A 23,145-nucleotide genomic window follows, 5' to 3' on the forward strand; every position below is an offset into this window, starting at 1 on the left:
CGGGGTCGGTCGACGCTCGGTCACTGGTTGCGTTGCAGTGTCAGTTCTGCCAGTTCCGTGGCGGCGGCGCACGGGTCGGTCGGACTGGTGCCTCGGTACTGCACCCACCAGGTGATGACGCCCGAATACGCCGCGCTGATTCCGCACGACGACGGGTCGGCCGGTCGTCGTGACAGGAATGCCGTGGTGCCGGCAACAGGGACGTTCTCGGTCGCGTAGCCGAGCCGCTCGGCCAACTCTCGCTCGCGGGAGAGCGCATCGTCCTCGAACCAGGCGAAGGTCACGTCGATGAGCCCGGCGGCACCGATGCCCGTCCACATGCACACTGCACCGTAGAAGTACTGATCGACGAGGTCGGCACCCACTGTGTCGGCGATGGTGGGATCCGGGACGGCGATGCACTCCTCGAGCAGCTTGTCGAACTCTCCGCTGTCGGCCGATCGAGCAGGTACCGCCGTACCGGCCACGGTGGTGGTGCATCCGGTACCGACGGCCGCAGTGACGAGGACAGCGGCGAGGACGCGACGGTTGGACTCGGTGGAGGGGAACGTCCTCATGGGGCTACTTCGCCTTCGACATCGTGGTTCGTGCCAGATCCTCGACGACGTCGCAGGAATCGCGGGGCCCGTCGATCACGTAGTTGACGGACCAGTGCACGAAGCCGTCCCCGTTCTCGACCCCGGCCTCGCACGACGCTCCCGACGCCGCGGCGGTGAATCCCGGGTGACCGTCCACATCGATGCGCTCGATGGTGCGGCCGACGGCTTCGGCCACGGATCTCTCTCGGTCGATGGGGCTGCCGCGATACCAGGTGAACATCGCGTACGCGCCGGTCGCGGATTCCCATCGACACCGAACGGCGTTCTCGGACACCACCGTCAGGTCGGATACGGCCGTGAGTCTCTGCACTTCCGTGTTGTCCATCGACCCGCATTCGCCGACGAAGAGTTCTTCGGTGACGGGCTGTTCGGCCGTCTCGGGCGACTTCGGATCGGCCTCGGTTCCCGGCGTGTTCGAGCATCCCACCAGCCCGCACGCGATCGCTGCGATCGACGCTGCAACGGCTCGGGTGCCCACGAATGCGGACTTTACCCACCCTGTTCGAGGTGGGTGAGCCTTTTCCGGAAGCGAGTCACATCAGTAACACCAGCCTCAGGCGTTACCAGATCGATGCGTCGTCGACACGCAAATTTGTAGTTCGCCACGCTAGCGTCCAGCGCAGCGAATCTCGCACCCCATGTGGTGCGAGTCGACAAGGAGGCTGCACCATGATCGATCCCGGAAGTGACTCCTGGAACTACGTGGCCGCGATGTTCTCGTACGAATTCCTCGGGGGCGGAATCGAATACGACACCATCGAGCGCATTCACCGAGGCGAGGTCGACGAATGGGTTCAGGCGTTGACCCAGTCCGGATTGTTCGATCGAGCCACCATCGCGCAGATTGCCCACTCGTGGCATCAGGCCCCTCGGCAGTTGTTCGACATGCTGGTGCTCGACGCGGACGAAATGACCGCAAGGCGGTGCTCGCTGGCGTGGTCCTCGCTGGATCGGCTCGCTCCACTTGCCCGCCTGGGCTGACCGACGGTCAACTACCGAGCACACGCGTCCCCGACGCGTCGACGACGATGGCCTGGTCGTCGGTCAACCCGTGACAGTCCATGCCGGCCCGGCGAAGGCGCTGCACCGTCGCATGCCCCGAATTCTGCTCGTCGAGAACGGAATTCAGGTGCGGGACAATGGAGAAATCCACCAGACCCAACCCGGTCCACACCGGATCGGCACCGGTGGCGTGCCGAACCTCGCCCGGGTCGTCCGCGTCCTCGACTCCGATCAACGACGGTGCGGCCACACAGGCACCCGCACTGTATCCGCCGTACGCGATCGATCCTCGCCGAACTCGGTCGGCCAGAACCTCGTCCGCACCCGAGCGGGCGAGCTGAGCGCGCAGGACGAAGGTGTTGCCCCCGCGCACCCACACCGCACCGAATCCTTCGAGCGCGCGCTCGAATGCCGCGGGCCGACCCACGTACTCGCGCAGATCCAGCTCCGCCGGCCGATACCCGAGAGCGCGCAGCGGACCGAACTCACTGCGAAGCGAGGACTCGCGAGCGGCGGCGGGCCACGCGTCCGACGCGTTCGCGATCACCGCAAGATCGGACGGCGGCCCGGTCAGCTCGACGAAAGCAGCGGAGTGGCCCCCGAATCGATACGACGACAGGAACAGTCTCACGCCGTCGATTCGCCGTTCAGCCGGGCCAGCCCGACGCGAACGGCGTCCGCGACATGCTCGGGCTCACGCAGGCGGCGCGTCACGAACCCGGTAGCGAACCGCAGCCGGTCCCGATGCCAGCGAGGCACCACGTGCAAGTGCAGGTGGAAAACCGTCTGAAACGCGGCCTTGCCGTCGTTGATCACGAGGTTGGCTCCGTCGGCGCGCAGATCCGAGTGGCGCACCGCGCGCGCCAGCGTGTGACCGACGCGAAATACGTCGGCGGCCGCGTCCGGATGGGTCGAGTTCAGATCGGTGGCGTGCTCGCGCGGGACGACGAGCAGGTGTCCGCGACTGACCGGCCGGATGTCGAGAAAGGCCATCGCGTGGTCGTTCTCGAACACGCGGTGTGCGGGGGCGTCGCCGGCGACGATGGCACAGAAGATGCAAGATTCCACGGTTGTCACTGTAGGGTCCGATCATCACCGATAGACCTGTATGGCGTGCATCACAATTGCCCGCCCTGTAACTGCGGAATGCCGAACGGACTCGATTCAGAACGAATCGGACTGTGTTCCGAGTTACCCGTGGTCTGTTTCCTCTGGCTACTATCAGGGACCTTGTGCCTTTGTCGCATGGGTTCGTCCACTCGTCGCAAGCTCGGGGCCGTTGGCCGATCAGTGGACACCATTCAACGCAGGAAGACGGAGATTTGGATACATCGCAGAGCACTGAGAAGGGTTCGGGATCCACGACCGTGGTCGGTGTGGTTCGGGAATCGGGGGAGGGCGAACGTCGCGTCGCCCTGGTGCCCAAGATCGTTGCCTCCCTGACGGGCAAGGGCGTCGAGATCGTCGTCGAATCGGGTGCCGGTCTGGGCGCTCTGATTCCCGACGAGCTGTACGTCGCCGCTGGAGCGACCATCGGTGATCCATGGTCGGCGGACGTCGTGGTGAAGGTCGCGCCGCCGTCCGACGCCGAGATCGCCAAGCTGTCGTCGGGTTCGACGCTCATCGGATTTCTGGCACCGCGCAACGCGGAGAACAGCATCGGGGCGTTGAAGGCGGCCGGAGTGCAGGCCTTCGCCGTCGAAGCGATCCCGCGGATCTCGCGGGCGCAGGTGATGGACGCACTGTCGTCTCAGGCCAATGTCGCCGGCTACAAGGCCGTCCTGCTGGCCGCGTCCGAGTCCACCCGATTTTTCCCGATGCTCACCACTGCCGCGGGCACCGTCAAGCCCGCCACCGTGCTGGTGCTGGGTGTGGGCGTGGCAGGTCTGCAGGCGCTTGCCACCGCGAAGCGTCTCGGTGGCCGCCCCACCGGGTACGACGTGCGTCCGGAGGTGGCAGATCAGGTTCGTTCCGTCGGCGCGCAATGGCTCGATCTCGGGATCGACGCCGCAGGTGAGGGCGGGTACGCGCGTGAGCTGACCGAGGACGAGCGGGTGCAACAGCAGAAGGCTCTCGAGGAGGCCATCAAGGGATTCGACGTGGTCATCACCACCGCGTTGGTGCCCGGACGCCCCGCCCCGCGACTGGTCACGGCCGCAGCCGTCGAGGGCATGAAGCCCGGCAGCGTCGTGGTCGACCTCGCCGGTGAGACCGGCGGCAACTGTGAACTCACCGAGCCCGGAGAGACCGTCGTCAAGCACGACGTGACCATCTGCTCGCCGTTGAACCTGCCTGCCTCGATGCCCGAGCACGCCAGCGAGCTGTACTCGAAGAACATCTCGGCATTGCTCGAACTCATGCTGGTCGACGGCAAGCTCGCCCCCGACTTCTCGGACGAGGTTCTCGCCGGTGCCTGCGTGACACGTGAGAAGGAGAACTGATGTACACCCCGCTGCTCGCGAACATCGCGATCCTGGTGTTGTCCGGGTTCGTCGGCTTCGCCGTGATCTCCAAGGTGCCCAACACCTTGCACACCCCGTTGATGTCGGGCACCAATGCCATCCACGGCATCGTCGTGCTCGGCGCGTTGGTCGTCCTGGGCAAGGTGGACGATCCGTCCATCGGATTGCAGGTGATCCTGTTCGTGGCGCTGGTCTTCGGAACGGTCAACGTGATCGGTGGATTCGTCGTCACCGACCGCATGCTCGGCATGTTCAAGTCCAAGCCTGTCCCTGCCAAGGCCGAGAAGGGCGCTGACTCCTGATGGACAATCTCGTCAACATCCTCTACATCGTCGCGTTCGCGATGTTCATCTACGGTCTGATGGGTCTGACGGGCCCGAAGACCGCTGTCCGCGGCAATCAGATCGCCGCCGTCGGCATGTTCATCGCAGTGGTGGCGACCCTCATCTCCATCCGAGACACCGGCAACTGGATTCTCATCGTCGTCGGCCTGGTCGTCGGCGTCGCTCTCGGTATCCCTCCCGCGCGTCGGGTCAAGATGACGGCAATGCCGCAGTTGGTGGCTCTGTTCAACGGCGTCGGCGGTGGAACGGTTGCACTGATCGCCTGGGCCGAGTTCCTCGACACATCGGGATTCTCGAACTTCAAACACGGCGAATCGCCGACGGTCCACATCGTCATCGGGTCGCTGTTCGCGGCGATCATCGGGTCGATCTCGTTCTGGGGATCGCTGATCGCGTTCCTCAAGCTGCAGGAGACCCTGCCCGGTTCGCCCATCACCATCGGCAAGTTGCAGCAGCCGCTCAACGCTCTGCTGCTGATCGGTGCCGTGGCGGCTGCGGTGGTCATCGGAATCAACGCCACTCCGGGCGGCGGGGTGTCGCAGTGGTGGATCGTGGCGGTTCTCGTACTCGCCGGAATCTTGGGTCTGACGGTCGTGCTGCCCATCGGCGGCGCGGACATGCCGGTCGTCATTTCGTTGCTCAACGCTCTGACCGGTCTGTCCGCTGCGGCGGCAGGTCTGGCGCTCAACAACACAGCGATGATCGTCGCAGGCATGATCGTCGGCGCGTCCGGCACGATTCTGACCAACCTCATGGCCAAGGCCATGAACCGTTCCATCCCGGCGATCGTCGCCGGCGGATTCGGTGGCGGCGACGCGGCTGCCGGGCCTGCGGGTGCAGGCGGCGGAACCGCGAAGGCCACGTCCGCGGCGGATGCGGCGATCCAGATGGCCTACGCCAACCAGGTCATCGTCGTACCCGGATACGGACTCGCGGTTGCGCAGGCGCAGCATGCGGTCAAGGACATGGCCAAGCTACTGGAGTCGAAGGGCGTCGAGGTCAAGTACGCCATTCACCCCGTGGCCGGTCGCATGCCCGGGCACATGAACGTGCTGCTCGCCGAGGCCGATGTCGCGTACGACGCGATGAAGGAAATGGACGACATCAACGACGAATTCTCCCGTACCGACGTCACGTTGGTCATCGGTGCGAACGACGTGACCAACCCGGCGGCGCGCAACGATCCGTCGAGCCCGATTCACGGCATGCCGATCCTGAACGTCGATCAGTCGAAGTCGGTCATCGTTCTGAAGCGGTCGATGTCGTCCGGGTTCGCCGGCATCGAGAACCCGTTGTTCTTCGCCGAGGGCACCTCGATGCTGTTCGGTGACGCGAAGAAGTCGGTGTCCGAGGTGACCGAGGAGCTCAAGGCCCTCTAGTCACGAGCAGTCAGCAGTCAGATGGGGCGCTTCCGGTTGTTCGTCAACGGGAGCGCCCCATTTTGCGTTGAACGGCCAGAGCGGCCGTGTCGAGCGGGTTGCGAGCTTCGCGGGCAGCTGCGACGGGCGAGTAGAGCATGACGATCGAGCACGCCGGCCACCACACGAACACGATCGACGCTGCGCTCACGATCCCGGTCACGGACGCGGAACCGACGAAAAGAGCAGCCGCCGCGACCGCGAGCGTAGCGACGGTGCCCAGGCCGAGGACCACGGGCCGCCACGCTGCGGACGCCACCATGGACGCTGCTCCGAGTAGAGAGGCCACCGCGACGAGTTGACCGTTCGGAAGATCTGCCGACGGCATCGACGCTCCCAGGACCTCGCGAGCGAGTGCACTGCTGACGACGGCACCGATGGTGCAGGCGATCACCACCCCGATCCCGAACGGCAGCTTTCGTATCAGCGCCACGACGGCGAGCGCGGCGACGGCGATCAACACCGCGGTCACATCGATCGCATCGAGTACGTGAGTGGCCAGTGCCGTGGCAGGGGTCGATTCGACGGACGTCGAGGGTGCGACCTGCGGTGCCCACATCAGGATCATCAGCAACAGGACGGCAGAGGCAGCGGACACGGCCGAGCGAGCGACCACGGCGCGCCGTCGCGGACGGGTGGGGGCACTGGACGACACCGCGGGCGTCTCGGCGTCGGTTTCGGCGTGACGGGACGCTTGGATCGGTCCGGAACCGAGGCTCGGTGTTGGCATGCGGCCACGGTGCCCGACTCGGCTGAACATCGGATGTGAGGAAGTTGGGAACGAGCTGATTGTTTTCGTAATAACGTTTCGATCACGCAGCGGCCTGAGGGGTATCGAAAAGTGAGCGGCAGGATGCTCACTTCGTCAAATTCTGCATGTCGGAAAATCGGCCACAAGTCGGGGAAAGAGATCGAAAACTGGCCCGATACAGAACTGCGTGCCTTGTTGCAGCTCGTGTAGCGGAGGCATGCTGAGTTCGAGTTGCTGCAGTCGGATGTCGGTCCGAATGGTGCGAATGCCCTCCGACCTGGCGTTTTGCCGATAGCTTGTTTCCTGTCACAGCATTTCGTAAACCAAACTATGACTTCGTTGCAAGACGTTGATTGGATGGGTCCAAGTGTGTGACGATAGTCACAGAGTCCAGTTCACCCTGGGCGAGACCGACCAAAAGGGCGTAGTTTCAGCCGCATCGGAAACCCGCAATCGACCGTTACAGCCAAATCGATAACGATCTGGAAACGGACCGTGGTACCCGTCACAACCCGTTGGAATCGGGTATTCGACACCTACGGACGCCGACAACTCGAGGGAGAAGAACATGACCGCAATGTCTCAGGGACAGCTCGCTATGGTCCGCGCGTTCTTTTGCAACGAGTTCCAAGCGGACTCGCTCGACCGATCGACCGTGCCCGATCCCACGGCCGACGCCGTCGCCGAATGGATCGACGCTCTGGCAACCAGCGGACTGTTCGCACCTGCCGAAGTGCGGAACATCTCCTCCGTCTGGGCCTCCGAGCCGGAGACGATGGTTGCCCTGTTGGTCGGTGAAGTGGACGAAATTGCCGTCAAGCGCAACGAGGTAGCCGCTCCGGCTCCGGCGATCGCGACTCCAGCGCTGATCTCCGCGTTCGAGCGCGCAAGTTGATCGGCCCCGCTCGGTGCCTCGGCACCCGAGCGGGTTCAGCTTCGCTACTATCGGTCGAATTCCGATGACGGCAGTCGACAACGGTGTCGCGCGGCGAAGTGAGGGTTCTGTATGGGTGCGGTGGGACTGGACGAAGACGCGGTATCGACCTGGATCGCAGGATTGGGAATCGGCGCAACCTCGCCTCTCACCTTCCATCGGATCGGTAACGGTCAGTCCAATCTCACCTACGCAGTTCGTGATGCCGGCGGCAGTAGCTGGGTGCTTCGGCGTCCACCACTGGGGAAACTGTTGGCGTCCGCACACGATGTGGTGCGTGAGCATCGAATTCTGTCGGGCCTGCAGAACACGGCGGTTCCGGTTCCGAAAATGATTGCGATGACCGAGGATTCGTCGGTGTCCGAGGTCCCGCTCGTGCTGATGAGTTTCGTCGACGGGATCGTCGTCGACTCGGTGGCGGTGGCCGAAGGACTCGACCCCGATCACAGGCGCCGAGTTGGGCTCGGCCTCACGGTCGCGCTGTCCGACATCCATCGCGTGGATCTGGACTCCTCGGGTCTGGCCGATCTGGCCAGTCACAAGCCGTACGCCGCTCGCCAGCTCGCCCGGTGGACCAAGCAATGGCAATCCTCGCGCACTCGCGACGTACCCGGTATCGATTCGCTGGCAACGCGATTGGCAGCCGGCATTCCATCGCAGCACGAGGTGACTCTGGTGCACGGAGACTTCCACCTCAGCAACGTCATCACGGCCCGCGACGACGGCCGTGTCGCCGCGGTTGTCGACTGGGAGCTGTGCACACTCGGAGACCCCTTGGCGGACCTCGGAGGACTTCTGGCCTATTGGCCGCAAGCCGACGACGGGGTCGCCGGTCCCTTCATGGCGTCGACTCTGCCGGGCTTTCCTACTCGGGCCGAACTCGTCGAGTCGTATGCGGCGCACACCGGCCGCGACGTCTCCGATGTCGGATTCTGGCAGGTACTGGCGCTGTGGAAGCTCTCGATCATCGCCGAAGGTGTCATGCGCCGGATGGAAGCAGACTCGCGAAACCGGGCGGTGGCAGGCGGGCCGACCACGACGCTCATCGACGACATCGTCAGCAGGGCTCTGCGTACGGCCGACGAGATCGGGCTGTAGTCGGTCAGGCCGACGCCGTCCCGATCACCAAAGTGCGAGCTGCAGTCTCGATTTCGGGCGGAATCGCCACCGGCCTACGGGTGACCCCATCGACGTACACGTGTACGAATCGACCCCTGGCCGCCAGCTCCAACGCATCGTCGTCGGCTTCGCGGAACAACCCGAGCGAGTACACGATGCTGCGGGTGCCCAGCTTCTCGACTGCCAGGCCCACCTGAAGGCGATCCGGAAAGCTCAACTCGGACAGGTATCGGCACGAGGTTTCGGCAACGACACCGATCGCAGGCAGTGTCCTGATATCGAGACCGGTCGTCTCCATCAGCCAACCGTTGACGGCGGTGTCGAAATAGGCGTAGTAGGTGACGTTGTTGACGTGGCCGTAGTGGTCGTTGTCGTCCCATCTCGTCGTCACCGGCCACAATGCCGGAAAATCCGATGCGTGCGACAAGTCCGACGCGGGGCTCACTCGATCGGTCATGAACGTGACCCTAACCAGTGGCGTCGGTAGCGGGCGTCGCCGGGGATTGCCGACGCAGGATCGCTCGGACCATCAGACCGACGACCAAGGCCCAGAACGCGGAGCCGATCCCTGCGAATGTCAGGCCGGACGCAGCGACGAGGAATGTCAGAACCGTTGCTTCTCTGTCCGCTGCATGTTCCAGCGCGCCGAACAACGACGCCGCGAGGGTCCCCAACAGGGCAAGCCCGGCAACTGTTTCCACCACACCTGCGGGAGCGGCAGCGACCAGGGTGGCCAGGGCGGTGGAGAGAAGCGCCAGCACCAGGTAGGACGATCCGGCCGAGAAGGCGGCGATCCATCGCCGCTTCGGGTCCGGATGGGCACTGGGATTCGCCGACAGCGCAGCGCTGATCGCGGCGAGGTTGATCGTGTGACCGCCGGCGAATGCGCCCAGGACGGTTCCGGTTCCGGTGACGGCCATCGACGCACGCCAGGGAATGCGGAATCCGAACGACGCCATGACCGTGACGCCGGGGATGTTCTGGGACGCCATCGTGACGATGTACAGCGGCACCGCGATACCTATTGTGGCCTGCCAGCTCCAGTGCGGAACCGTCCAGTCGATTCGGGGGACCAGATCGTTCGGCGCGATCGGAGTGCCGCCGCCGACCAGAGCGGCCGCGATCACCACCGCCGCCGCGGCGAATGCTGCCGGAACTGCCCAACGTGCACTGAACCGCAGGACCACGAGCCAGACCAGGACCACCGGAGCCACCTGGGCGGGGGAGTCGGCGAAGGCGACCACCGGTGCTGCGCAGAGAGGAAGGAGAACTCCGGCCAGCATCGCCTGCGCGAGTGGCACCGGAATTGTCGACACGAGTGCGCCGAGTCTCGGCCACAAGCCCGTCAGGACGATCAGCACCCCGACGGTGACGAACGCACCCACCGCCGCGGGCCACCCTCCGACCACCATGCCGGTTCCGGCGAGCAGCGCCGCGCCCGGCGTCGACCACGCCAGCGTGATGGGCTGTCTGTATCTGCGCGCGAGCCACATCATTCCCACGGCCTGGGTGACGCACAGTGCCAGCAAACCGGATGCCGCCTCGGTCGGGCTGGCACCTACCGCCCGCAGGCCCGTCAGTACAACGGCGAACGAGCTGGTGAAGCCGACCAGCGAGGCCACGATTCCAGCGCTGACGGGGGTGGAGAGTGGCGTCGGTCTGTCGGCAGCGTCGGCGGTGGTCACGACTGACGATGATGCACTGTGGGCCGTCGCCTGTCGCGTCGTTTCCCGTCGAGCCGAGTCGCCACCAGGGGTCGGTGGTCGAATGCTGTCGGGGCACCGTCGATGTGACGTAGTCTCTTGGTTGGACCGGACCAGTCCGTACCGCTGGTTCGGCGAGTGACGGAAAGGCCTGCGCAGTGGTGATGCCCGTACATCTGAGGGACAGTCAGGTCCCCAAGCACGAACAGCTTCGCGCAATTCTGTTGCACCGTTGCACGAAGGAGTTGCAACCCGGCGATCTCATGCCCAGCGAGCGAAAGCTGATGGAGGACTACGGCGTCAGCCGCATCACCGTTCGCGAGGCCATCGGTCAACTCGTCAACGACGGACACCTGGTGCGGGTCCGTGGCAAGGGCACGTTCGTGGCCAGTCGCACCGTGCAGTCTCGTTTGCACCTGGCGTCGTTCTCGGAGGAGATGCGGGCGCAAGGATTGACGCCGACGACGGTGGTGCTGTTCGCGCGGCTCGAAAGCCCCTCGGCGGCAACGACTCGCGCTCTCGGACTGGCCGACGAAGAACAGACCTACCACGTCAAGCGTCTTCGGTTGGCCGATGCCGAACCGGTCAGCGTCGACGACGCGTGGTACCGGGCTTCCTTGCTCCCCGGCCTGATCGAACACGACCTGAGCAAGTCCGTGTACGAGGCCGTTCAGATTCACTACGGGTTGACCATCGACCGGGCCGAGCAGACCGTCAAAGCCACTGCGGCCGACAGTGATACGGCCACCCTGCTCGGCACCAAGCGCGGTGCTCCCGTGCTGTACTTCGACCGTGTCTCCTTCAGCGGAGACGAGCCGCTCGAACACACCGAGAGTTGGTACCGCTGCGATCGGTATCAACTGTCGATGGAAGTCGAAGGCGGGCGACGCACCTCGCAGCGTCGGTGAGATCAGGGCAGCTCGAACAACAGGTCGCCCACCGCCACGGTGTTGTCGATGCTGGCACTCGTCACCGAATCCGGCTTCGAGTCCATCAGAACCACGGGAACGACATCCGAGTAGCCTGCCGCCGCGATCGCCGCCGGATCGTAGGTGACGACGAGATCGCCGGCCTCGACTCGATCACCCTCTGCTGCGAAGAGTTCGAAGCCTGCGCCCTTCATCTTCACGGTGTCGATACCGATGTGCACCAATACGCCCGCCTTGTTCTCGGTGAAGACGACGAATGCGTGTGGATGGAGTTTGAGGATCGTGCCCGCGACCGGTGAACGAACCTCGACCGACCCGTCGTTCGGGGCCGGGCGCAGTGCGACACCGGAGCCGACCATCTGCGCCGAGAACACCGGGTCCGGCACGTCTGCAAGCGAAATCACCTGGCCGGCAACAGGGCTGAGGATCGCACCGGCGTCGCTCACAGGATGTCGCCGATGTCTTCTGCGAGCGTGTCCGCTTCGGGGCCGACGATGACCTGAACTGCGGTTCCCTTGTGGAAGACGCCGTGGGCACCTGCTGCTTTGAGTGCTGCCTCGTTCACCAACGACCCATCCTTGACCTCGGTGCGCAGCCGGGTGATGCACGCTTCGATCTCGACGATGTTGTCGGCACCGCCGAGGCCTTGGACGATCGCGTCCGCTTTGGACATGTGGGTTCTCGCTTTCTGTGGGCGTACATCTGTCGGGTGGATCACATGTCCGGGTTGACATGTGCTCGCCACCTGGCCAAACTACAACTGGTAATGACCGGACAGTACCCCTGATGGCATCCGGTCACAACAGCGAAAAGCCCCCGAAGGACCAGCCCTCGAAGAGAAGGTCGCCATGACCCCGAAGAAGACTGACTCGGTCGACACCGAGCCGAAGAAGGAATCTCGATCATTGGCCGGGCTGCAGCGCTTCGGTCGCAGCCTCATGCTCCCGATCGCTGTTCTGCCCGCCGCCGGAATTCTCCTGAGACTCGGGCAGGACGACCTGCTGGGTCGATTCAGCGCACTGGAGACCACCGCCGCGGTCATCTCCGCTGCAGGTCAGGCAGTGTTCACCTGGCTTCCCCTCATCTTCGCAGTCGGTATCGCCATCGGCTGGGCCAAGAAGTCCGACGGTTCGACCGCGCTCGCAGCTGTGGTCGGCTACATGGTGATGAACGGAGTCTTCACGGCCATGTCGCCGGTCGTGCTCGACGGAGAGGTCGACGCCAACGGTGACCCCGCCGTGATCGACTACGGCGTCCTGGCAGGCATCGTCATCGGATTGCTCTCGGCGATTCTCTGGCAGCGTTTCTATCGCCAGAAGCTGCCGGACTATCTCGGCTTCTTCAGTGGCCGTCGTCTGGTACCGATCATGACGGCAATCACCGGTCTCGTTGTCGCCGTGATCATGTCGTTCGTCTATCCGCTCTTCTACAGTGCACTCCAGTGGGTGGGCAACACCGTCGCCGACCACAGTGTGGTGGGCAGCGGCATCTACGGCTTCGCCAATCGCATGCTCATTCCCACTGGGCTGCACCACATTCTGAACTCCGTCGTCTGGTTCCTGGTGGGTGACTACCAGGATGCAGGTGGTCAACTGGTCCGCGGCGATCTGAATCGGTTCTTCGCCGGTGACCCGTCCGCGGGAGTGTTCATGACCGGATTCTTCCCGATCATGATGTTCGCTCTTCCCGCTGCGGCATTCGCGATCTATCGCAACGCGAAGCCGTCACAGAAGAAGCTCGTCGGCGGAATCATGTTGTCCACGGGCCTGACTGCGTTCGTCACCGGTATCACCGAGCCGCTCGAATACTCGTTCATGTTCGTCGCCTGGCCGCTCTACATCATCCACGCGGTGTTGACCGGAACGTCGATGGCCCTGTGCAATGCCCTCGGGATCCACGACGGTTTCTTCTTCTCCGCCGGCGGCATCGACTATCTGCTCAACTACGGAATCGCAACCAAAGCGTGGCTGCTCATCCCGATCGGCCTGGTGTACGCGGTGATCTACTACTTCTTGTTCAGCTTCGTCATCAAGAAATGGAACCTGCGCACCCCCGGACGTGAGGACGACGCAGTGCTCGAACCCGATCGGGCATGACCGCATCCACCACGACCACTCACCGCGGGCGGGTCGTCACGCGCGACCAGGTGATCGAGGACGGCGTCGTCGCATGGACGGGAGACCGGATCTCGTGGGTCGGACCGGCATCGGCATGGCCCGGTCGGGCTGTACCGCAGACCGATTCGACGATCCTCCCTGGTTTGGTCGATCTGCACTGCCACGGCGGGGCGGGGGCCTCTTTCCCGGATTCACCTGCCGTCGACCTCATGACGGCGGTACGGCATCACCGCTGCCGCGGGACCACGACGATGCTCGCATCACTGGTGTCGGCACCGCCGGAACGGCTGATCACGCAGACGTCGCTGTTGGCCGATCTGTACGAGACCGGTGATGTCGCCGGGGTCCATCTCGAGGGGCCGTTCCTGTCGGTCGACCGCTGCGGCGCGCAAGACCCCGCGTCGCTGCGCAGCGGCGATCCCGGACTTCTCCGCGACATACTGAGCGCGGGCCGGGGCGCGGTGCGGTCGATGACCCTTGCACCCGAGATCGACGGCTTCGCCGCTGTCGCAGAGATGTTGCGAGAGAACGGGATACTGCCCAGCATCGGCCACACGGACGCCGATGCGCTCACCACCCGACGCGGAATCGAGTCGCTGGGGGACGGTCCGATCACGGCCACACACCTGTTCAACGGAATGCCAACCTGGCATCATCGGGCGCCGGGCCCGGTGAGCGAGTGTCTGGCCGCTGCGGCGCGCAACGCGATGGTGCTCGAATTGATAGGCGACGGAGTGCATCTCGCCGACGAGACCGTCCGCGCGGTGTTCGATCTCGTCGGTGGTGCACACATCGCGCTGGTCTCCGACGCGATGGCCGCGGCCGGAATGTCGGACGGTCGCTATCGACTCGGACCACTGGATGTGACCGTCCGACACTCGGTAGCGCGGTTGTCCCGCGACACCGACAGCGAGACCGCTCCGATCGCGGGCGGGACCGCAACCGTCCTGGACCTGCTACGCCGCGCCGTGCTGAACGCCGGCGTGCCATTGGTCGAAGCGGTACTGGCCGCGTCGTCGACTCCTGCCGCGTCGATCGGTCTCGACTCCGACGTCGGTCACCTCGAACCAGGCATGCGAGCCGACGTATTGGTGGTCGACGAGGCCTTCGAACCACTGCGGGTGATCAGAGGCGGAACTGCAATCGGAGAGGACAGCTAGATGGAGGTCGTGATCCTCGACGGGGCCGACGCGGTGGACCGAACAGCCGCCGACGTCGTCGAACGAGTCGCACGAGCCGGCTCCACTCCGGTACTGGGACTGGCAACCGGGTCCACCCCGGTGGGCACATATCGCGAATTGGCGCGACGGCATCGGGACGACGGCCTGTCGTTCGCGCGATGCCGCGCCTTCCTGCTCGACGAGTACATCGGACTGGCGAAAACAGCAGAGCAGTCCTATTTCTCGTTCATTCGCGAGAACTTCGTCGACCACGTCGATCTGGACGACACCGCGGTGTTCTCGCCCGACGGCGAAGCGGACGACATAGCTGTGGAGGCGCAGCGGTACGACGCGGCGATCGCCGCCGCAGGCGGCATCGATGTTCAGATACTCGGAATCGGCACAGACGGGCACATCGGTTTCAACGAGCCCGGATCGTCGCTGAGATCTCGAACGCGGGTGAAGACGTTGACCGAACAGACTCGCGTCGACAACGCCCGATTCTTCGATTCGCCCGAGGACGTGCCGCATCACGTACTGACCCAGGGGCTGGGCACCATCGACGAGGCGCGTCACCTGCTGTTGATCGCAACAGGGCAGTCGAAAGCGGACGCGGTGGCGGCGGCCGTGGAAGGACCGTTGTCGGCGCACTGCCCGGCGTCGGCGATCCAATGGCACCCGCACGCAACGGTGCTGCTGGACGAGGCCGCGGCGTCGTCGCTCGCACTCGCGGAGTACTACCGGTACGCCTATGCCAACAAGCCCCGGTGGCAGCACCTGTGAGTCAGCTGCGCGAGAACTCCGATGCGCGCGCGATCTGTTCGTCCGACGGCCGAACTCCGGTGTAGAGAACGAACTGTTCTGCAGCCTGGAGCGCGATGACCTGAGCGCCGGTGATCACGGGCTTGTTCGCCGCCCGAGCGGCAACGATCAGCGGCGTTTCCGACGGCATGGCGACGACGTCGAACACGGCATTCGCTGCATCGATCTGCTGCTCGGTGAACGGTGCCGAATCGGCGTCCGGCCCTCCGGCCATACCCACCGGGGTCACGTTCACGAGCAGGTCTGCGCCCACCGCTTCGGCCGACCAGTCGTAGCCGTAGGTCTCGGCGAGGGCAGGGCCGGTGTTCGCGTTGCGGGCGACGACGGTGCCCCGGGTGTAGCCCGAATCCCGAAGTGCGGCAACGACGGCCTTGGCCATCCCGCCGCTGCCGGTGACGGCCACCGAGTAGTCGGTCGAGAAGCCACTCGCGGCGAGCAGGTTCGCGACGGCCTGGTAGTCGGTGTTGTAGGCGTGGAGGACGCCGTTCTCGTTGACGATCGTGTTGACGGATTCGATGGCGCTTGCCGACTCGTGCATCACGTCGACCAGTTCGATCACGTCTTCCTTGAACGGCATGGAGACGGCGCAGCCTCGGATGCCCAGGGCGCGAACGCCCCCCACTGCGGCGGCGAGATCGGTGGTGGTGAACGCCTTGTAGACGAAGTTCAGGCCCAACTCGTCGTAGAGATAGTTGTGGAAGCGAGTTCCGATGTTGCTCGGTCGGCCGGACAGGGACATGCAGAGCTGCGTCTCACGGTCGAGGACGCTGCGCGGGTGTGCTGTTGCCATCGCTCAGACGTTACGCCGCGCACGTCGAGGCGACCGAAGCGAGAACACCCTGATCGGCCTGGGTGATCGGTAACTCGTACTGCGCAGCGACCGACAGATACTTACCCGCATAGAAGCAGTGGTAGGCCGCGTTCGGTGGCAGCCATTGCGAGGGTGTCTTGTCGCTCTTGCTCTGATTGTCCGCTCCGTTGACTGCGAGCAGATTGAACGCCACGTCGTTGGCGAACCGAACGCGCTTGTCGGGCAGCCACATGTTCGCGCCCATGTCCCATGCAGCGGACAGCGGGTAGACGTGATCGATCTGAATCTTGCCTGCATCGGACTTGGTGAACTGCATGCGCTCGCCCGAATACGGGTCTGCGAGCGAACCCGACAGCACGACGCAGTCGCGGGTGCCTGCGCGGAACTCGACCTCGGTCATCGACAGCGCCAGGACGTTGTCGCGGGTACCGCAGCCGTCGTGACCACCCGGCCCGTCGTAGTCGTCGGTCCACGCCGGGCCGAACACACACCCTTCGCCGCTCTTGCACCCGCGCTCGTAGCCGAGGGCATCGGGCCTGGCCGCGACCACGCGAACCTGGGCGAGCAACTGCTCGATCTGAGTACGCGTGGGACTGCCGGGAGCGGGTTGGGCGGGTGTGAAACCGGGGATGACGGACCGCTCGCACGAGCCGAACACGGCCATCACTGCCGCAGCGAGCACCAGCAGTACCGCGACCCACAGTTTTCTCACGCACGCCCCATCGTCGATCTCAGTACTCGGTCATCGGTCCTCGCGACAGCAGTGTGCCGGAAGGTACCGACAGTGATCCCCGCACCCGTCTCGGTGTCAGCGAACTTCGACGACGACCTTGCCGAGCACGTGTCCGTTCTCCACGAGGGCGAGAGCCTCGCCCGCACGCTCGAGGGGGAAGGCATGGTCGATACGCGGACGAATGACGCCCGACGCGGTCAGGTCCGCCAGCCGCGCGAATGCTGCGGTGGTGCGGTCCCGATCGACTCCGGATCCGTCCCACTGCGCCGCGAGCATCGGGTCTGCGACGCTGACGATCGGTACCCCCGCCGTCAGTGCGGTCGCCGCGGCGCGCAAGGTCTCGCCTCCGACGAGATCGACGATGCCGTTCACCGGTCGCGAGATCGAATCGACGAAGTCGCCGCCGGAGGCGACGAATTCGGCTCCGAGGCTCTCGATCCACTCCTGTTTGCCAGTACTCGCAACTGCGAGAACGTCGATACCGTCGGCTCGCGCGAGTTGCAGAACGGCCGAACCCACGCCGCCACCCGCACCGAGCACCAGGACCGAATCGCCCGCGCCGACGGCCAGTCGGCGCAGCGCGTCGTACGCGGTCCCGGCAGCCACCGGCAGGGTGGCCGCCGCCGCCCACGAGACGGCCTCCGGCTTGTGGGCAGTGCTCGATGCGTTGAGCACCGTGTACTGCGCGTACCCTCCGTGTCCCGAGGCGGTGGCCCCGAACACATGGTCGCCCACCGAGAAATCGGCCACACCCGCGCCGGCCGTCACGACGGTGCCCGATACTTCCCGACCCAGAACCGCGGGCAAGGTGATCTGCACGGTGTCCTTGCGATTGCCCGCCCGCACCTTCCAATCCGCAGGATTGACCCCGGCGGCGTGGACCGCCACGAGAATCTGCCCCGGTCCCGGCTCGGGGACGGGTAGGTCGAGAAGGTACTCGGTGTCGGGTCCGCCGTATTCGCTGAAGCCGTACGCGATCATGCATCCACTGTGCCTCACCGAGCGACTTGCTCGGGAGTGCCTCACCCGAGGTGTGTCGGTGCTTGCTGGTTGGATGGACCGATGCTGCACGGTCTCTGGTCTCCCGGTGCCGGGCTGATGCTGTGGGACGACGAGATCTCCACCGGCGACGAACCCGATCTGCCGCCGACACACGCGCACGTCCTCACCCGACCGTTCCGGCACCGTGCTGCGGTGTCGTTTCCGGCACCCGGGCGCAGTGCCACCGCGCAGGCCCCGGTGCAGGTTCCGGCCATCGCGCTCGCCCCGCACGACGGTGCCGATCTGCTGTTGCGGACGCCGTCCGAGCACGCTTCGATTTCCGGCGATCTCCGGTACCTGGCGCACGTCGCCCGCGGAATCGAACGCTGGGTTCGCGGCGGTCGTGTGGTTCCTGCTCTGAAGTTGATGGACGGGCAGTGGTGGCCACGGTGGCGTCTGGTCGGGGGTGAACGTCAACGGGCCTGGCTGAGCGAACTCGCCGTCGCGATGCCGTCGGTGCAGCGTGCGGGAGAGCGGCCCAAGAAGATCCTCGACGACATGGTGGAGGAGCTCACCGATCCGATCGTCAGATCGGTTCTGGGTAGGCCCGACTCAGAGCATCCGCTGTTGTCCGCTCTGATTCGCGACGACCCGTACGTGGATGGAACCCAACAGATGTCGACGTTGCTCGACAACTGGCGCGCAAGCCTCACCGTCGACGAGCCGTCCCTCGTGCTACGCCTGCTCGAACCCGATGACGACGATGGCGTCGTCGACAGTTCCTCCGAGGAATCAGCGGAGTCGTTCTGGACGCTGCAGGTGTGTCTGCGAGCGGATGGTGAAGCGCCGCGGCCGGTCCCGATGAGCCGTAAGGTCGACGCAACCCTGCTCTCGATCGCCGTGCGCAAGCTCGGTGAGGCCGTGGCGGCGTACCCGAGACTGCGTGATCTGCCGTCTCAGGAAGGCACCCTCGATCTGTTGCTTCCGACGTCGGTGGTCATCGACCTCGTCGAACACGGTGCGACGGCGCTGCAGGCCACCGGAACGACGGTCCTGCTTCCTCGGGCCTGGACGAGGTTGGATCCGTCGATGAGGCTGCGCGTCGATTCGCCTGCGGTGACGAAAGCGGCCGCCGATCGGGCGGTCGGCATGGACGAACTGGTGTCGTACGACTGGCAACTCCAACTCGGCGACATGGTGCTCACCGAGGCGGAGATGAACAGACTCGCCGTCTCGAAGGGCGATCTCGTTCGACTCCGCGGTCAGTGGGTACTGGCCGACGGCGGTCAGCTCGCACGAGCCGCCAAGTACGTCGCCGAGCATCACGGCGACGGGACTGCCCTGAGCACGCTGATGCGCGAGATGACGCTGGCCGACCCGCCGCCGGCTCCGGTCCAGGACATCAGAGCCACCGGATGGGCAGCGACGTTGCTCGAGCCCGGTGCGGTGCCCGAGACGATCCCCGTACCGGCCGGTGTGAACGCAACCCTGCGGCCGTATCAGCAGCGTGGGCTCGATTGGCTCGCGTTCATGAGTCGGCTCGGTCTCGGGGCTGTACTCGCCGACGACATGGGGCTCGGCAAGACGTTGCAGGTGTTGACACTGCTCGCGCACGAGAAGAGTTCGACGCCGACGCTGCTGGTGGCACCGATGTCGGTGGTCGGCAACTGGCAACGTGAGGCGGCGAAATTCACCCCGGCACTGCGAGTTCTGGTGCACCACGGCCCGGCTCGGTCGAAGGGCGACGAGCTGGACCGGGCGATCGCCGAGCACGATCTGATCGTCACCACCTACGCGTTGATGGCCAAGGATCGCGCGCAGCTGTCCGAGCAGACGTGGCGTCGGGTGGTCCTCGACGAGGCGCAGCACATCAAGAACTCGGGCACCGTGCAGGCCAAGGCGGCGCTCGCGATCCCTGCGGATCACAAGTTGGCACTCACCGGAACACCGGTCGAGAATCGTCTGGACGAGCTGAGGTCCATTCTCGACTTCGCCAATCCGGGCATGCTCGGTAGGCCGTCGGACTTTCGGAAGCGATTCTCGGTTCCGATCGAGCGCGAGAACGACGAGAGCGCGGTCTCGCGTCTGCGCGCCATCACCTCGCCGTTCATTCTGCGTCGTGTCAAGACCGATCCGACGGTCATCTCGGATCTGCCCGAGAAGAACGAGATGACCGTGCGCGCCAACCTGACAGCCGAGCAGGCCGCGCTGTACAAGGCGGTCGTCGACGAGATGATGGCGCAGATCGCCGACGCGAAGGGTATGAAGCGCAAAGGTGCGGTGCTGTCCGCGCTCACTCGTCTCAAGCAGGTGTGCAACCATCCCGCCCACTTCCTGTCCGACGGCTCGCCGGTGCTCAAGAGGGGGCAGCATCGCTCGGGCAAGATCGGTCTGGTGGAGGACATGCTCGACTCGATTCTGGGTGACAACGAGAAAGCGTTGCTGTTCACCCAGTTCCGGGAGTTCGGTGAGCTCGTGGCACCGTACTTCGCCGAACGATTCGGGACCGACCTGCCGTTCCTGCACGGCGGCGTGAGCAAGTCCAAGCGCGACGAGATGGTGGAGAAGTTCCAGAGCGGGAACGGTCCGCCGATCATGATGCTCTCGCTCAAGGCCGGCGGTACCGGCTTGAACCTCACAGCCGCCAATCATGTCGTTCATCTGGATCGTTGGTGGAACCCGGCGGTGGAGAACCAGGCGACGGACCGGGCCTTTCGCATCGGGCAGCGCAAGAACGTCGAGGTGCGAAAACTGCTGTGCGTGGGCACCGTCGAGGAACGGATCGACTCGATGCTCGTCTCCAAGCAGGATCTGGCGAATCTGGCGGTGGGCACCGGCGAGAACTGGGTGACCGAGATGGACACCGCGGAGCTGCAGGAACTGTTCCGCCTCAGCGAGGACGCGGTGGGGGAGTGATGGTCGACTTCTCGCAATACGGGAAACGGCGAAAAGCCAAGGGCGGCATCGAGTCCAGGAACAAACGCGGTGCATTCGGGCAGACGTGGTGGGGCAGGCATTTCGTGTCGGCCATGGAAGACCTCGCGGATCCGGGTCGGATAGCGCGTGGCAGAACGTATGCGCGCCAAGGGCAGGTGCTCACTCTCGGTGTCGAGCGCGGGCAGATATACGGCGAGGTGCAGGGCAGTCAGCTCGAGCCGTTCTCGGCCTCGGTCACCGTCGACCCGCTCACGCAGGGTGAGGTTGCCGCGCTCGTCGGCAGGGTGCGATCGAACCCCGGCATGCTGGCCGAGCTGGCCTCCAATGCCATTCCGCAGGCACTGGCGTCGGTATTGCTGCCGCACGACAAGGGGCAGCTCGATTTCGACTGCACCTGCCCCGACGACGGCTGGCCCTGCAAACATGCGGCGGCTCTGATGTACATCGCTGCCGAGCACATCGACGCGTCCGCCGCCACCATCCTGACGCTGCGTGGCGTCGATCTCGATCAACTGATCGAGGGTGTCGGTGACGGGGACGACGAGTTCGACCCCGACGACTGGTTCGCCGATCGCGCATCGTTCCCGGAACTTCCCCAGGTGTCGTTCGCTCCAGCGGTCGACGATCTCGATCCGTTGATCCTGCGCCGGATCTTCCGCGCCGACGGCTCCATCGAGGCCGAGGTCAGTCGTGCCGTCGCCGATCTGAGGCAGTTCTACGACCGGATGTGACCACTCCTGGACTTACGTGGACATCCGACTATAGGATGGGCGTACTTCACTTCCACGCTCGAGGACGGACAAATTCCATGGCTCGCGAACTCACGCACTTCATCGGCGGCAAGCATGTCGCAGGCACCTCCGGAAAATTCGGGGATGTCTTCGATCCCAACACCGGCGAGGTTCAGGCCCGGGTTCCCCTGGCCGACGTATCCGAGGTCGAGGCCGCGATAGCCGACGCCGAACAGGCGCAGCGTGAATGGGCAACCTGGAACCCGCAGCGTCGCGCCCGAGTGTTGATGAAATTCCTCGCGCTGGTCACGCGCGACACCGAAGAGCTCGCTCGTCTGCTCTCCTCCGAGCACGGTAAGACCATCGCCGACGCCAAGGGCGACATTCAGCGCGGCGTCGAGGTCGTCGAGTTCGCCGTCGGTGTCCCACACCTGCTCAAGGGTGAGTACACCGAGGGTGCGGGCGGCGGAATCGACGTCTACTCGATGCGTCAGCCACTCGGCGTCGTAGCCGGAATCACCCCGTTCAATTTTCCCGCGATGATTCCCCTGTGGAAGGCCGGCCCGGCCATCGCCTGCGGAAACGCGTTCATTCTCAAGCCCTCCGAGCGTGACCCGTCCGTTCCGCTCAAGCTCGCCGAACTCTTCCTCGAGGCAGGACTTCCGCCGGGTGTGTTCAACGTCGTCAACGGCGGCAAGGATGCCGTCGACGTGCTCCTCACCGACGACCGCGTCAAGGCGATCGGCTTCGTCGGTTCGACCCCCATCGCGCAGTACATCTACGAGACGGCAGCCCAACACGGCAAGCGAGCGCAGTGCTTCGGTGGAGCCAAGAACCACGCCCTGGTGATGCCCGACGCCGATCTCGACGAGGTCGCCGACGCACTGCTCGGTGCCGCCTACGGTTCTGCAGGTGAGCGTTGCATGGCGATCTCCGTCGCGGTACCGGTCGGGGAGGAGACTGCCGACGCGTTGGTCGCCAAACTGACCGAGCGAGTGGCGAAGCTGAAGATCGGCCGCAGCGACGACGAGAGCGCGGACTTCGGGCCGCTCGTGGGCAGCGATGCGCTGAAGAGGGTCAACGACTACACCCAGATCGGTGTGGACGAGGGTGCCGAACTGGTCGTCGACGGACGCGGTTTCAGCCTCGAAGGCCATGAGAACGGATTCTTCGCCGGCGCAACGCTGTTCGACAAGGTGACCACCGACATGCGGATCTACAAGGAGGAGATCTTCGGACCCGTCCTGATCGTCGTCCGCGCCAAGGACTACGAGGATGCTCTGCGCTTGCCCACCGAGCACGAATACGGCAACGGGGTCTCGATCTTCACCCGTGACGGCGATACTGCCCGCGACTTCTGCTCCCGTGTCCAGGTGGGCATGGTCGGCGTCAACGTACCGATTCCGGTGCCGATCGCCTACCACACCTTCGGTGGTTGGAAGCGTTCGGGATTCGGTGATCTGAACCAGCACGGGCCCGATTCGATTCGCTTCTACACCAAGACCAAGACGGTCACCCAGCGCTGGCCGTCGGGCACCAAAGAAGCAGTTGCACAGAATCACTTCGTCATTCCGAACATGGACTGATCCGGC

Annotated in this window: 25 protein-coding genes; 13 read left to right on the forward strand and 12 right to left on the reverse strand. The window is 64.8% G+C overall.

Features of this window, described 5'->3' with window-relative positions; translation table 11 throughout:
- Positions 1 to 20 precede the first annotated feature (20 nt).
- Both NY08_RS00975 and NY08_RS00980 read right to left on the reverse strand, forming a co-directional pair.
- On the reverse strand, positions 21 to 557 hold the full coding sequence (locus tag NY08_RS00975; RefSeq protein WP_045194411.1) for a DUF3558 domain-containing protein: 537 nt from the start codon (positions 555 to 557) through the stop codon (positions 21 to 23).
- A 4-nt stretch (positions 558 to 561) separates the two neighbouring features.
- Positions 562 to 1,077, reverse strand: coding sequence for a DUF3558 domain-containing protein (locus NY08_RS00980; RefSeq protein ID WP_045194413.1), 516 nt, complete (start codon positions 1,075 to 1,077; stop codon positions 562 to 564).
- A 191-nt stretch (positions 1,078 to 1,268) separates the two neighbouring features.
- Here NY08_RS00980 and NY08_RS00985 point away from each other — a divergent pair, with 191 nt between their 5' ends.
- Positions 1,269 to 1,580: a hypothetical protein gene (locus NY08_RS00985; RefSeq protein WP_032393481.1), complete on the forward strand. Its 312-nt coding sequence runs from the start codon at positions 1,269 to 1,271 to the stop codon at positions 1,578 to 1,580.
- A 7-nt stretch (positions 1,581 to 1,587) separates the two neighbouring features.
- Here the strand turns inward: NY08_RS00985 and NY08_RS00990 are convergent, their stop codons facing one another.
- Together NY08_RS00990 and NY08_RS00995 are read right to left on the reverse strand one after the other, a co-directional pair.
- Positions 1,588 to 2,232 carry a Type 1 glutamine amidotransferase-like domain-containing protein gene (locus tag NY08_RS00990; protein WP_045194415.1) on the reverse strand — a complete coding sequence of 215 codons (645 nt, stop codon included), beginning with the start codon at positions 2,230 to 2,232 and terminating at the stop codon, positions 1,588 to 1,590.
- Positions 2,229 to 2,669, reverse strand: a complete 441-nt coding sequence (locus tag NY08_RS00995) for an HIT family protein (protein WP_032393483.1) — start codon at positions 2,667 to 2,669, stop codon at positions 2,229 to 2,231. Before NY08_RS00995 ends, NY08_RS00990 begins: the two co-directional genes overlap by 4 nt.
- Positions 2,670 to 2,923: 254 nt before the next feature.
- Here NY08_RS00995 and NY08_RS01000 point away from each other — a divergent pair, with 254 nt between their 5' ends.
- From NY08_RS01000 to NY08_RS01010, 3 genes are read left to right on the forward strand one after another with little or no spacing between them, the layout of a single operon-like run.
- The gene (locus NY08_RS01000; RefSeq protein ID WP_045194417.1) at positions 2,924 to 4,042 is read left to right on the forward strand and encodes a Re/Si-specific NAD(P)(+) transhydrogenase subunit alpha; all 1,119 of its coding nucleotides are present in this window, start codon (positions 2,924 to 2,926) and stop codon (positions 4,040 to 4,042) included.
- Positions 4,042 to 4,365, forward strand: coding sequence for an NAD(P) transhydrogenase subunit alpha (locus NY08_RS01005; protein ID WP_032393485.1), 324 nt, complete (start codon positions 4,042 to 4,044; stop codon positions 4,363 to 4,365). Before NY08_RS01000 ends, NY08_RS01005 begins: the two co-directional genes overlap by 1 nt.
- The gene (locus NY08_RS01010) at positions 4,365 to 5,786 is read left to right on the forward strand and encodes an NAD(P)(+) transhydrogenase (Re/Si-specific) subunit beta (RefSeq protein ID WP_032393486.1); all 1,422 of its coding nucleotides are present in this window, start codon (positions 4,365 to 4,367) and stop codon (positions 5,784 to 5,786) included. The genes NY08_RS01005 and NY08_RS01010 overlap by 1 nt, the downstream gene beginning before the upstream one ends.
- 43 nt (positions 5,787 to 5,829) lie before the next feature.
- Here the strand turns inward: NY08_RS01010 and NY08_RS01015 are convergent, their stop codons facing one another.
- Positions 5,830 to 6,555, reverse strand: a complete 726-nt coding sequence (locus NY08_RS01015) for a hypothetical protein (protein WP_052683692.1) — start codon at positions 6,553 to 6,555, stop codon at positions 5,830 to 5,832.
- Between the two features lie 589 nt (positions 6,556 to 7,144).
- On the opposite strand from NY08_RS01015, the gene NY08_RS01020 reads away from it, so the two are divergent.
- Complete coding sequence (locus tag NY08_RS01020) at positions 7,145 to 7,471, forward strand: hypothetical protein (RefSeq protein WP_052049157.1); 327 nt, start codon at positions 7,145 to 7,147, stop codon at positions 7,469 to 7,471.
- 111 nt (positions 7,472 to 7,582) lie between these two features.
- The gene (locus NY08_RS01025) at positions 7,583 to 8,608 is read left to right on the forward strand and encodes a phosphotransferase family protein (RefSeq protein WP_045194421.1); all 1,026 of its coding nucleotides are present in this window, start codon (positions 7,583 to 7,585) and stop codon (positions 8,606 to 8,608) included.
- A 4-nt stretch (positions 8,609 to 8,612) separates the two neighbouring features.
- Here NY08_RS01025 and NY08_RS01030 read toward each other — a convergent pair whose 3' ends face one another.
- Positions 8,613 to 9,086 (reverse strand): acyl-CoA thioesterase, encoded by a 474-nt coding sequence (locus NY08_RS01030; protein ID WP_045194423.1) that lies wholly within the window; start codon positions 9,084 to 9,086, stop codon positions 8,613 to 8,615.
- A 10-nt stretch (positions 9,087 to 9,096) separates the two neighbouring features.
- Positions 9,097 to 10,314 carry a benzoate/H(+) symporter BenE family transporter gene (locus NY08_RS01035; RefSeq protein WP_045194425.1) on the reverse strand — a complete coding sequence of 406 codons (1,218 nt, stop codon included), beginning with the start codon at positions 10,312 to 10,314 and terminating at the stop codon, positions 9,097 to 9,099.
- A 179-nt stretch (positions 10,315 to 10,493) separates the two neighbouring features.
- Here NY08_RS01035 and NY08_RS01040 point away from each other — a divergent pair, with 179 nt between their 5' ends.
- Entirely contained in the window at positions 10,494 to 11,240 is a 747-nt protein-coding gene (locus NY08_RS01040) for a GntR family transcriptional regulator (RefSeq protein WP_032393533.1), read from the forward strand.
- A 2-nt stretch (positions 11,241 to 11,242) separates the two neighbouring features.
- Here the strand turns inward: NY08_RS01040 and NY08_RS01045 are convergent, their stop codons facing one another.
- Together NY08_RS01045 and NY08_RS01050 are read right to left on the reverse strand one after the other, a co-directional pair.
- Positions 11,243 to 11,707, reverse strand: a complete 465-nt coding sequence (locus tag NY08_RS01045) for a PTS sugar transporter subunit IIA (RefSeq protein ID WP_045194427.1) — start codon at positions 11,705 to 11,707, stop codon at positions 11,243 to 11,245.
- A complete protein-coding gene (locus NY08_RS01050) occupies positions 11,704 to 11,934 on the reverse strand; it encodes a glucose PTS transporter subunit EIIB (RefSeq protein ID WP_045194429.1) in 231 nt (76 codons plus the stop codon). Before NY08_RS01050 ends, NY08_RS01045 begins: the two co-directional genes overlap by 4 nt.
- A 175-nt stretch (positions 11,935 to 12,109) precedes the next feature.
- On the opposite strand from NY08_RS01050, the gene NY08_RS01055 reads away from it, so the two are divergent.
- Genes NY08_RS01055 through nagB form a run of 3 tightly spaced genes read left to right on the forward strand, consistent with a single transcriptional unit; the run spans position 12,110 to position 15,321 of the window.
- Positions 12,110 to 13,357 (forward strand): PTS transporter subunit EIIC, encoded by a 1,248-nt coding sequence (locus tag NY08_RS01055; RefSeq protein ID WP_045194431.1) that lies wholly within the window; start codon positions 12,110 to 12,112, stop codon positions 13,355 to 13,357.
- The gene (locus NY08_RS01060) at positions 13,354 to 14,538 is read left to right on the forward strand and encodes an N-acetylglucosamine-6-phosphate deacetylase (protein ID WP_045194433.1); all 1,185 of its coding nucleotides are present in this window, start codon (positions 13,354 to 13,356) and stop codon (positions 14,536 to 14,538) included. Before NY08_RS01055 ends, NY08_RS01060 begins: the two co-directional genes overlap by 4 nt.
- Positions 14,539 to 15,321 carry a glucosamine-6-phosphate deaminase gene (gene nagB, locus NY08_RS01065; protein WP_032393493.1) on the forward strand — a complete coding sequence of 261 codons (783 nt, stop codon included), beginning with the start codon at positions 14,539 to 14,541 and terminating at the stop codon, positions 15,319 to 15,321.
- Position 15,322: 1 nt separating this feature from the next.
- On the opposite strand, the gene NY08_RS01070 is transcribed toward nagB, so the two are convergent.
- The 3 genes from NY08_RS01070 to NY08_RS01080 all read right to left on the reverse strand — a co-directional run bounded on the left by NY08_RS01070 (position 15,323) and on the right by NY08_RS01080 (position 17,885).
- The gene (locus NY08_RS01070; RefSeq protein WP_032393494.1) at positions 15,323 to 16,150 is read right to left on the reverse strand and encodes a shikimate 5-dehydrogenase; all 828 of its coding nucleotides are present in this window, start codon (positions 16,148 to 16,150) and stop codon (positions 15,323 to 15,325) included.
- Positions 16,151 to 16,160: 10 nt separating this feature from the next.
- Positions 16,161 to 16,883, reverse strand: coding sequence for an HNH endonuclease family protein (locus tag NY08_RS01075; protein WP_045194437.1), 723 nt, complete (start codon positions 16,881 to 16,883; stop codon positions 16,161 to 16,163).
- Between the two features lie 96 nt (positions 16,884 to 16,979).
- The gene (locus NY08_RS01080) at positions 16,980 to 17,885 is read right to left on the reverse strand and encodes an NADP-dependent oxidoreductase (RefSeq protein WP_045194439.1); all 906 of its coding nucleotides are present in this window, start codon (positions 17,883 to 17,885) and stop codon (positions 16,980 to 16,982) included.
- A gap of 81 nt (positions 17,886 to 17,966) precedes the next feature.
- Between NY08_RS01080 and NY08_RS01085 the strand changes: the two genes are divergently transcribed.
- The 3 genes from NY08_RS01085 (at position 17,967) to NY08_RS01095 (ending at position 23,139) form a co-directional block, all read left to right on the forward strand.
- The gene (locus NY08_RS01085; protein WP_045194440.1) at positions 17,967 to 20,801 is read left to right on the forward strand and encodes a DEAD/DEAH box helicase; all 2,835 of its coding nucleotides are present in this window, start codon (positions 17,967 to 17,969) and stop codon (positions 20,799 to 20,801) included.
- Entirely contained in the window at positions 20,801 to 21,553 is a 753-nt protein-coding gene (locus tag NY08_RS01090) for an SWIM zinc finger family protein (protein ID WP_045194442.1), read from the forward strand. The genes NY08_RS01085 and NY08_RS01090 overlap by 1 nt, the downstream gene beginning before the upstream one ends.
- A gap of 77 nt (positions 21,554 to 21,630) precedes the next feature.
- Positions 21,631 to 23,139 (forward strand): CoA-acylating methylmalonate-semialdehyde dehydrogenase, encoded by a 1,509-nt coding sequence (locus tag NY08_RS01095; RefSeq protein ID WP_032393499.1) that lies wholly within the window; start codon positions 21,631 to 21,633, stop codon positions 23,137 to 23,139.
- The last annotated feature ends 6 nt before the right edge of the window (positions 23,140 to 23,145 follow it).

This window comes from Rhodococcus sp. B7740 (assembly GCF_000954115.1).
Lineage (GTDB): Bacteria > Actinomycetota > Actinomycetes > Mycobacteriales > Mycobacteriaceae > Rhodococcoides.

Coding starts and splice junctions, on each gene's coding strand:
- NY08_RS00975 (WP_045194411.1), bottom strand. CDS start 557: ATGAGGACGTTCCCCTCCACCGAGTCCAACCGTCGCGTCCTCGCCGCT.
- NY08_RS00985 (WP_032393481.1), top strand. CDS start 1,269: ATGATCGATCCCGGAAGTGACTCCTGGAACTACGTGGCCGCGATGTTC.
- NY08_RS01005 (WP_032393485.1), top strand. CDS start 4,042: ATGTACACCCCGCTGCTCGCGAACATCGCGATCCTGGTGTTGTCCGGG.
- NY08_RS01010 (WP_032393486.1), top strand. CDS start 4,365: ATGGACAATCTCGTCAACATCCTCTACATCGTCGCGTTCGCGATGTTC.
- NY08_RS01015 (WP_052683692.1), bottom strand. CDS start 6,555: ATGCCAACACCGAGCCTCGGTTCCGGACCGATCCAAGCGTCCCGTCAC.
- NY08_RS01020 (WP_052049157.1), top strand. CDS start 7,145: ATGACCGCAATGTCTCAGGGACAGCTCGCTATGGTCCGCGCGTTCTTT.
- NY08_RS01025 (WP_045194421.1), top strand. CDS start 7,583: ATGGGTGCGGTGGGACTGGACGAAGACGCGGTATCGACCTGGATCGCA.
- NY08_RS01030 (WP_045194423.1), bottom strand. CDS start 9,086: ATGACCGATCGAGTGAGCCCCGCGTCGGACTTGTCGCACGCATCGGAT.
- NY08_RS01050 (WP_045194429.1), bottom strand. CDS start 11,934: ATGTCCAAAGCGGACGCGATCGTCCAAGGCCTCGGCGGTGCCGACAAC.
- NY08_RS01055 (WP_045194431.1), top strand. CDS start 12,110: ATGACCCCGAAGAAGACTGACTCGGTCGACACCGAGCCGAAGAAGGAA.
- NY08_RS01060 (WP_045194433.1), top strand. CDS start 13,354: ATGACCGCATCCACCACGACCACTCACCGCGGGCGGGTCGTCACGCGC.
- nagB (WP_032393493.1), top strand. CDS start 14,539: ATGGAGGTCGTGATCCTCGACGGGGCCGACGCGGTGGACCGAACAGCC.
- NY08_RS01070 (WP_032393494.1), bottom strand. CDS start 16,150: ATGGCAACAGCACACCCGCGCAGCGTCCTCGACCGTGAGACGCAGCTC.
- NY08_RS01080 (WP_045194439.1), bottom strand. CDS start 17,885: ATGATCGCGTACGGCTTCAGCGAATACGGCGGACCCGACACCGAGTAC.
- NY08_RS01085 (WP_045194440.1), top strand. CDS start 17,967: ATGCTGCACGGTCTCTGGTCTCCCGGTGCCGGGCTGATGCTGTGGGAC.
- NY08_RS01090 (WP_045194442.1), top strand. CDS start 20,801: ATGGTCGACTTCTCGCAATACGGGAAACGGCGAAAAGCCAAGGGCGGC.
- NY08_RS01095 (WP_032393499.1), top strand. CDS start 21,631: ATGGCTCGCGAACTCACGCACTTCATCGGCGGCAAGCATGTCGCAGGC.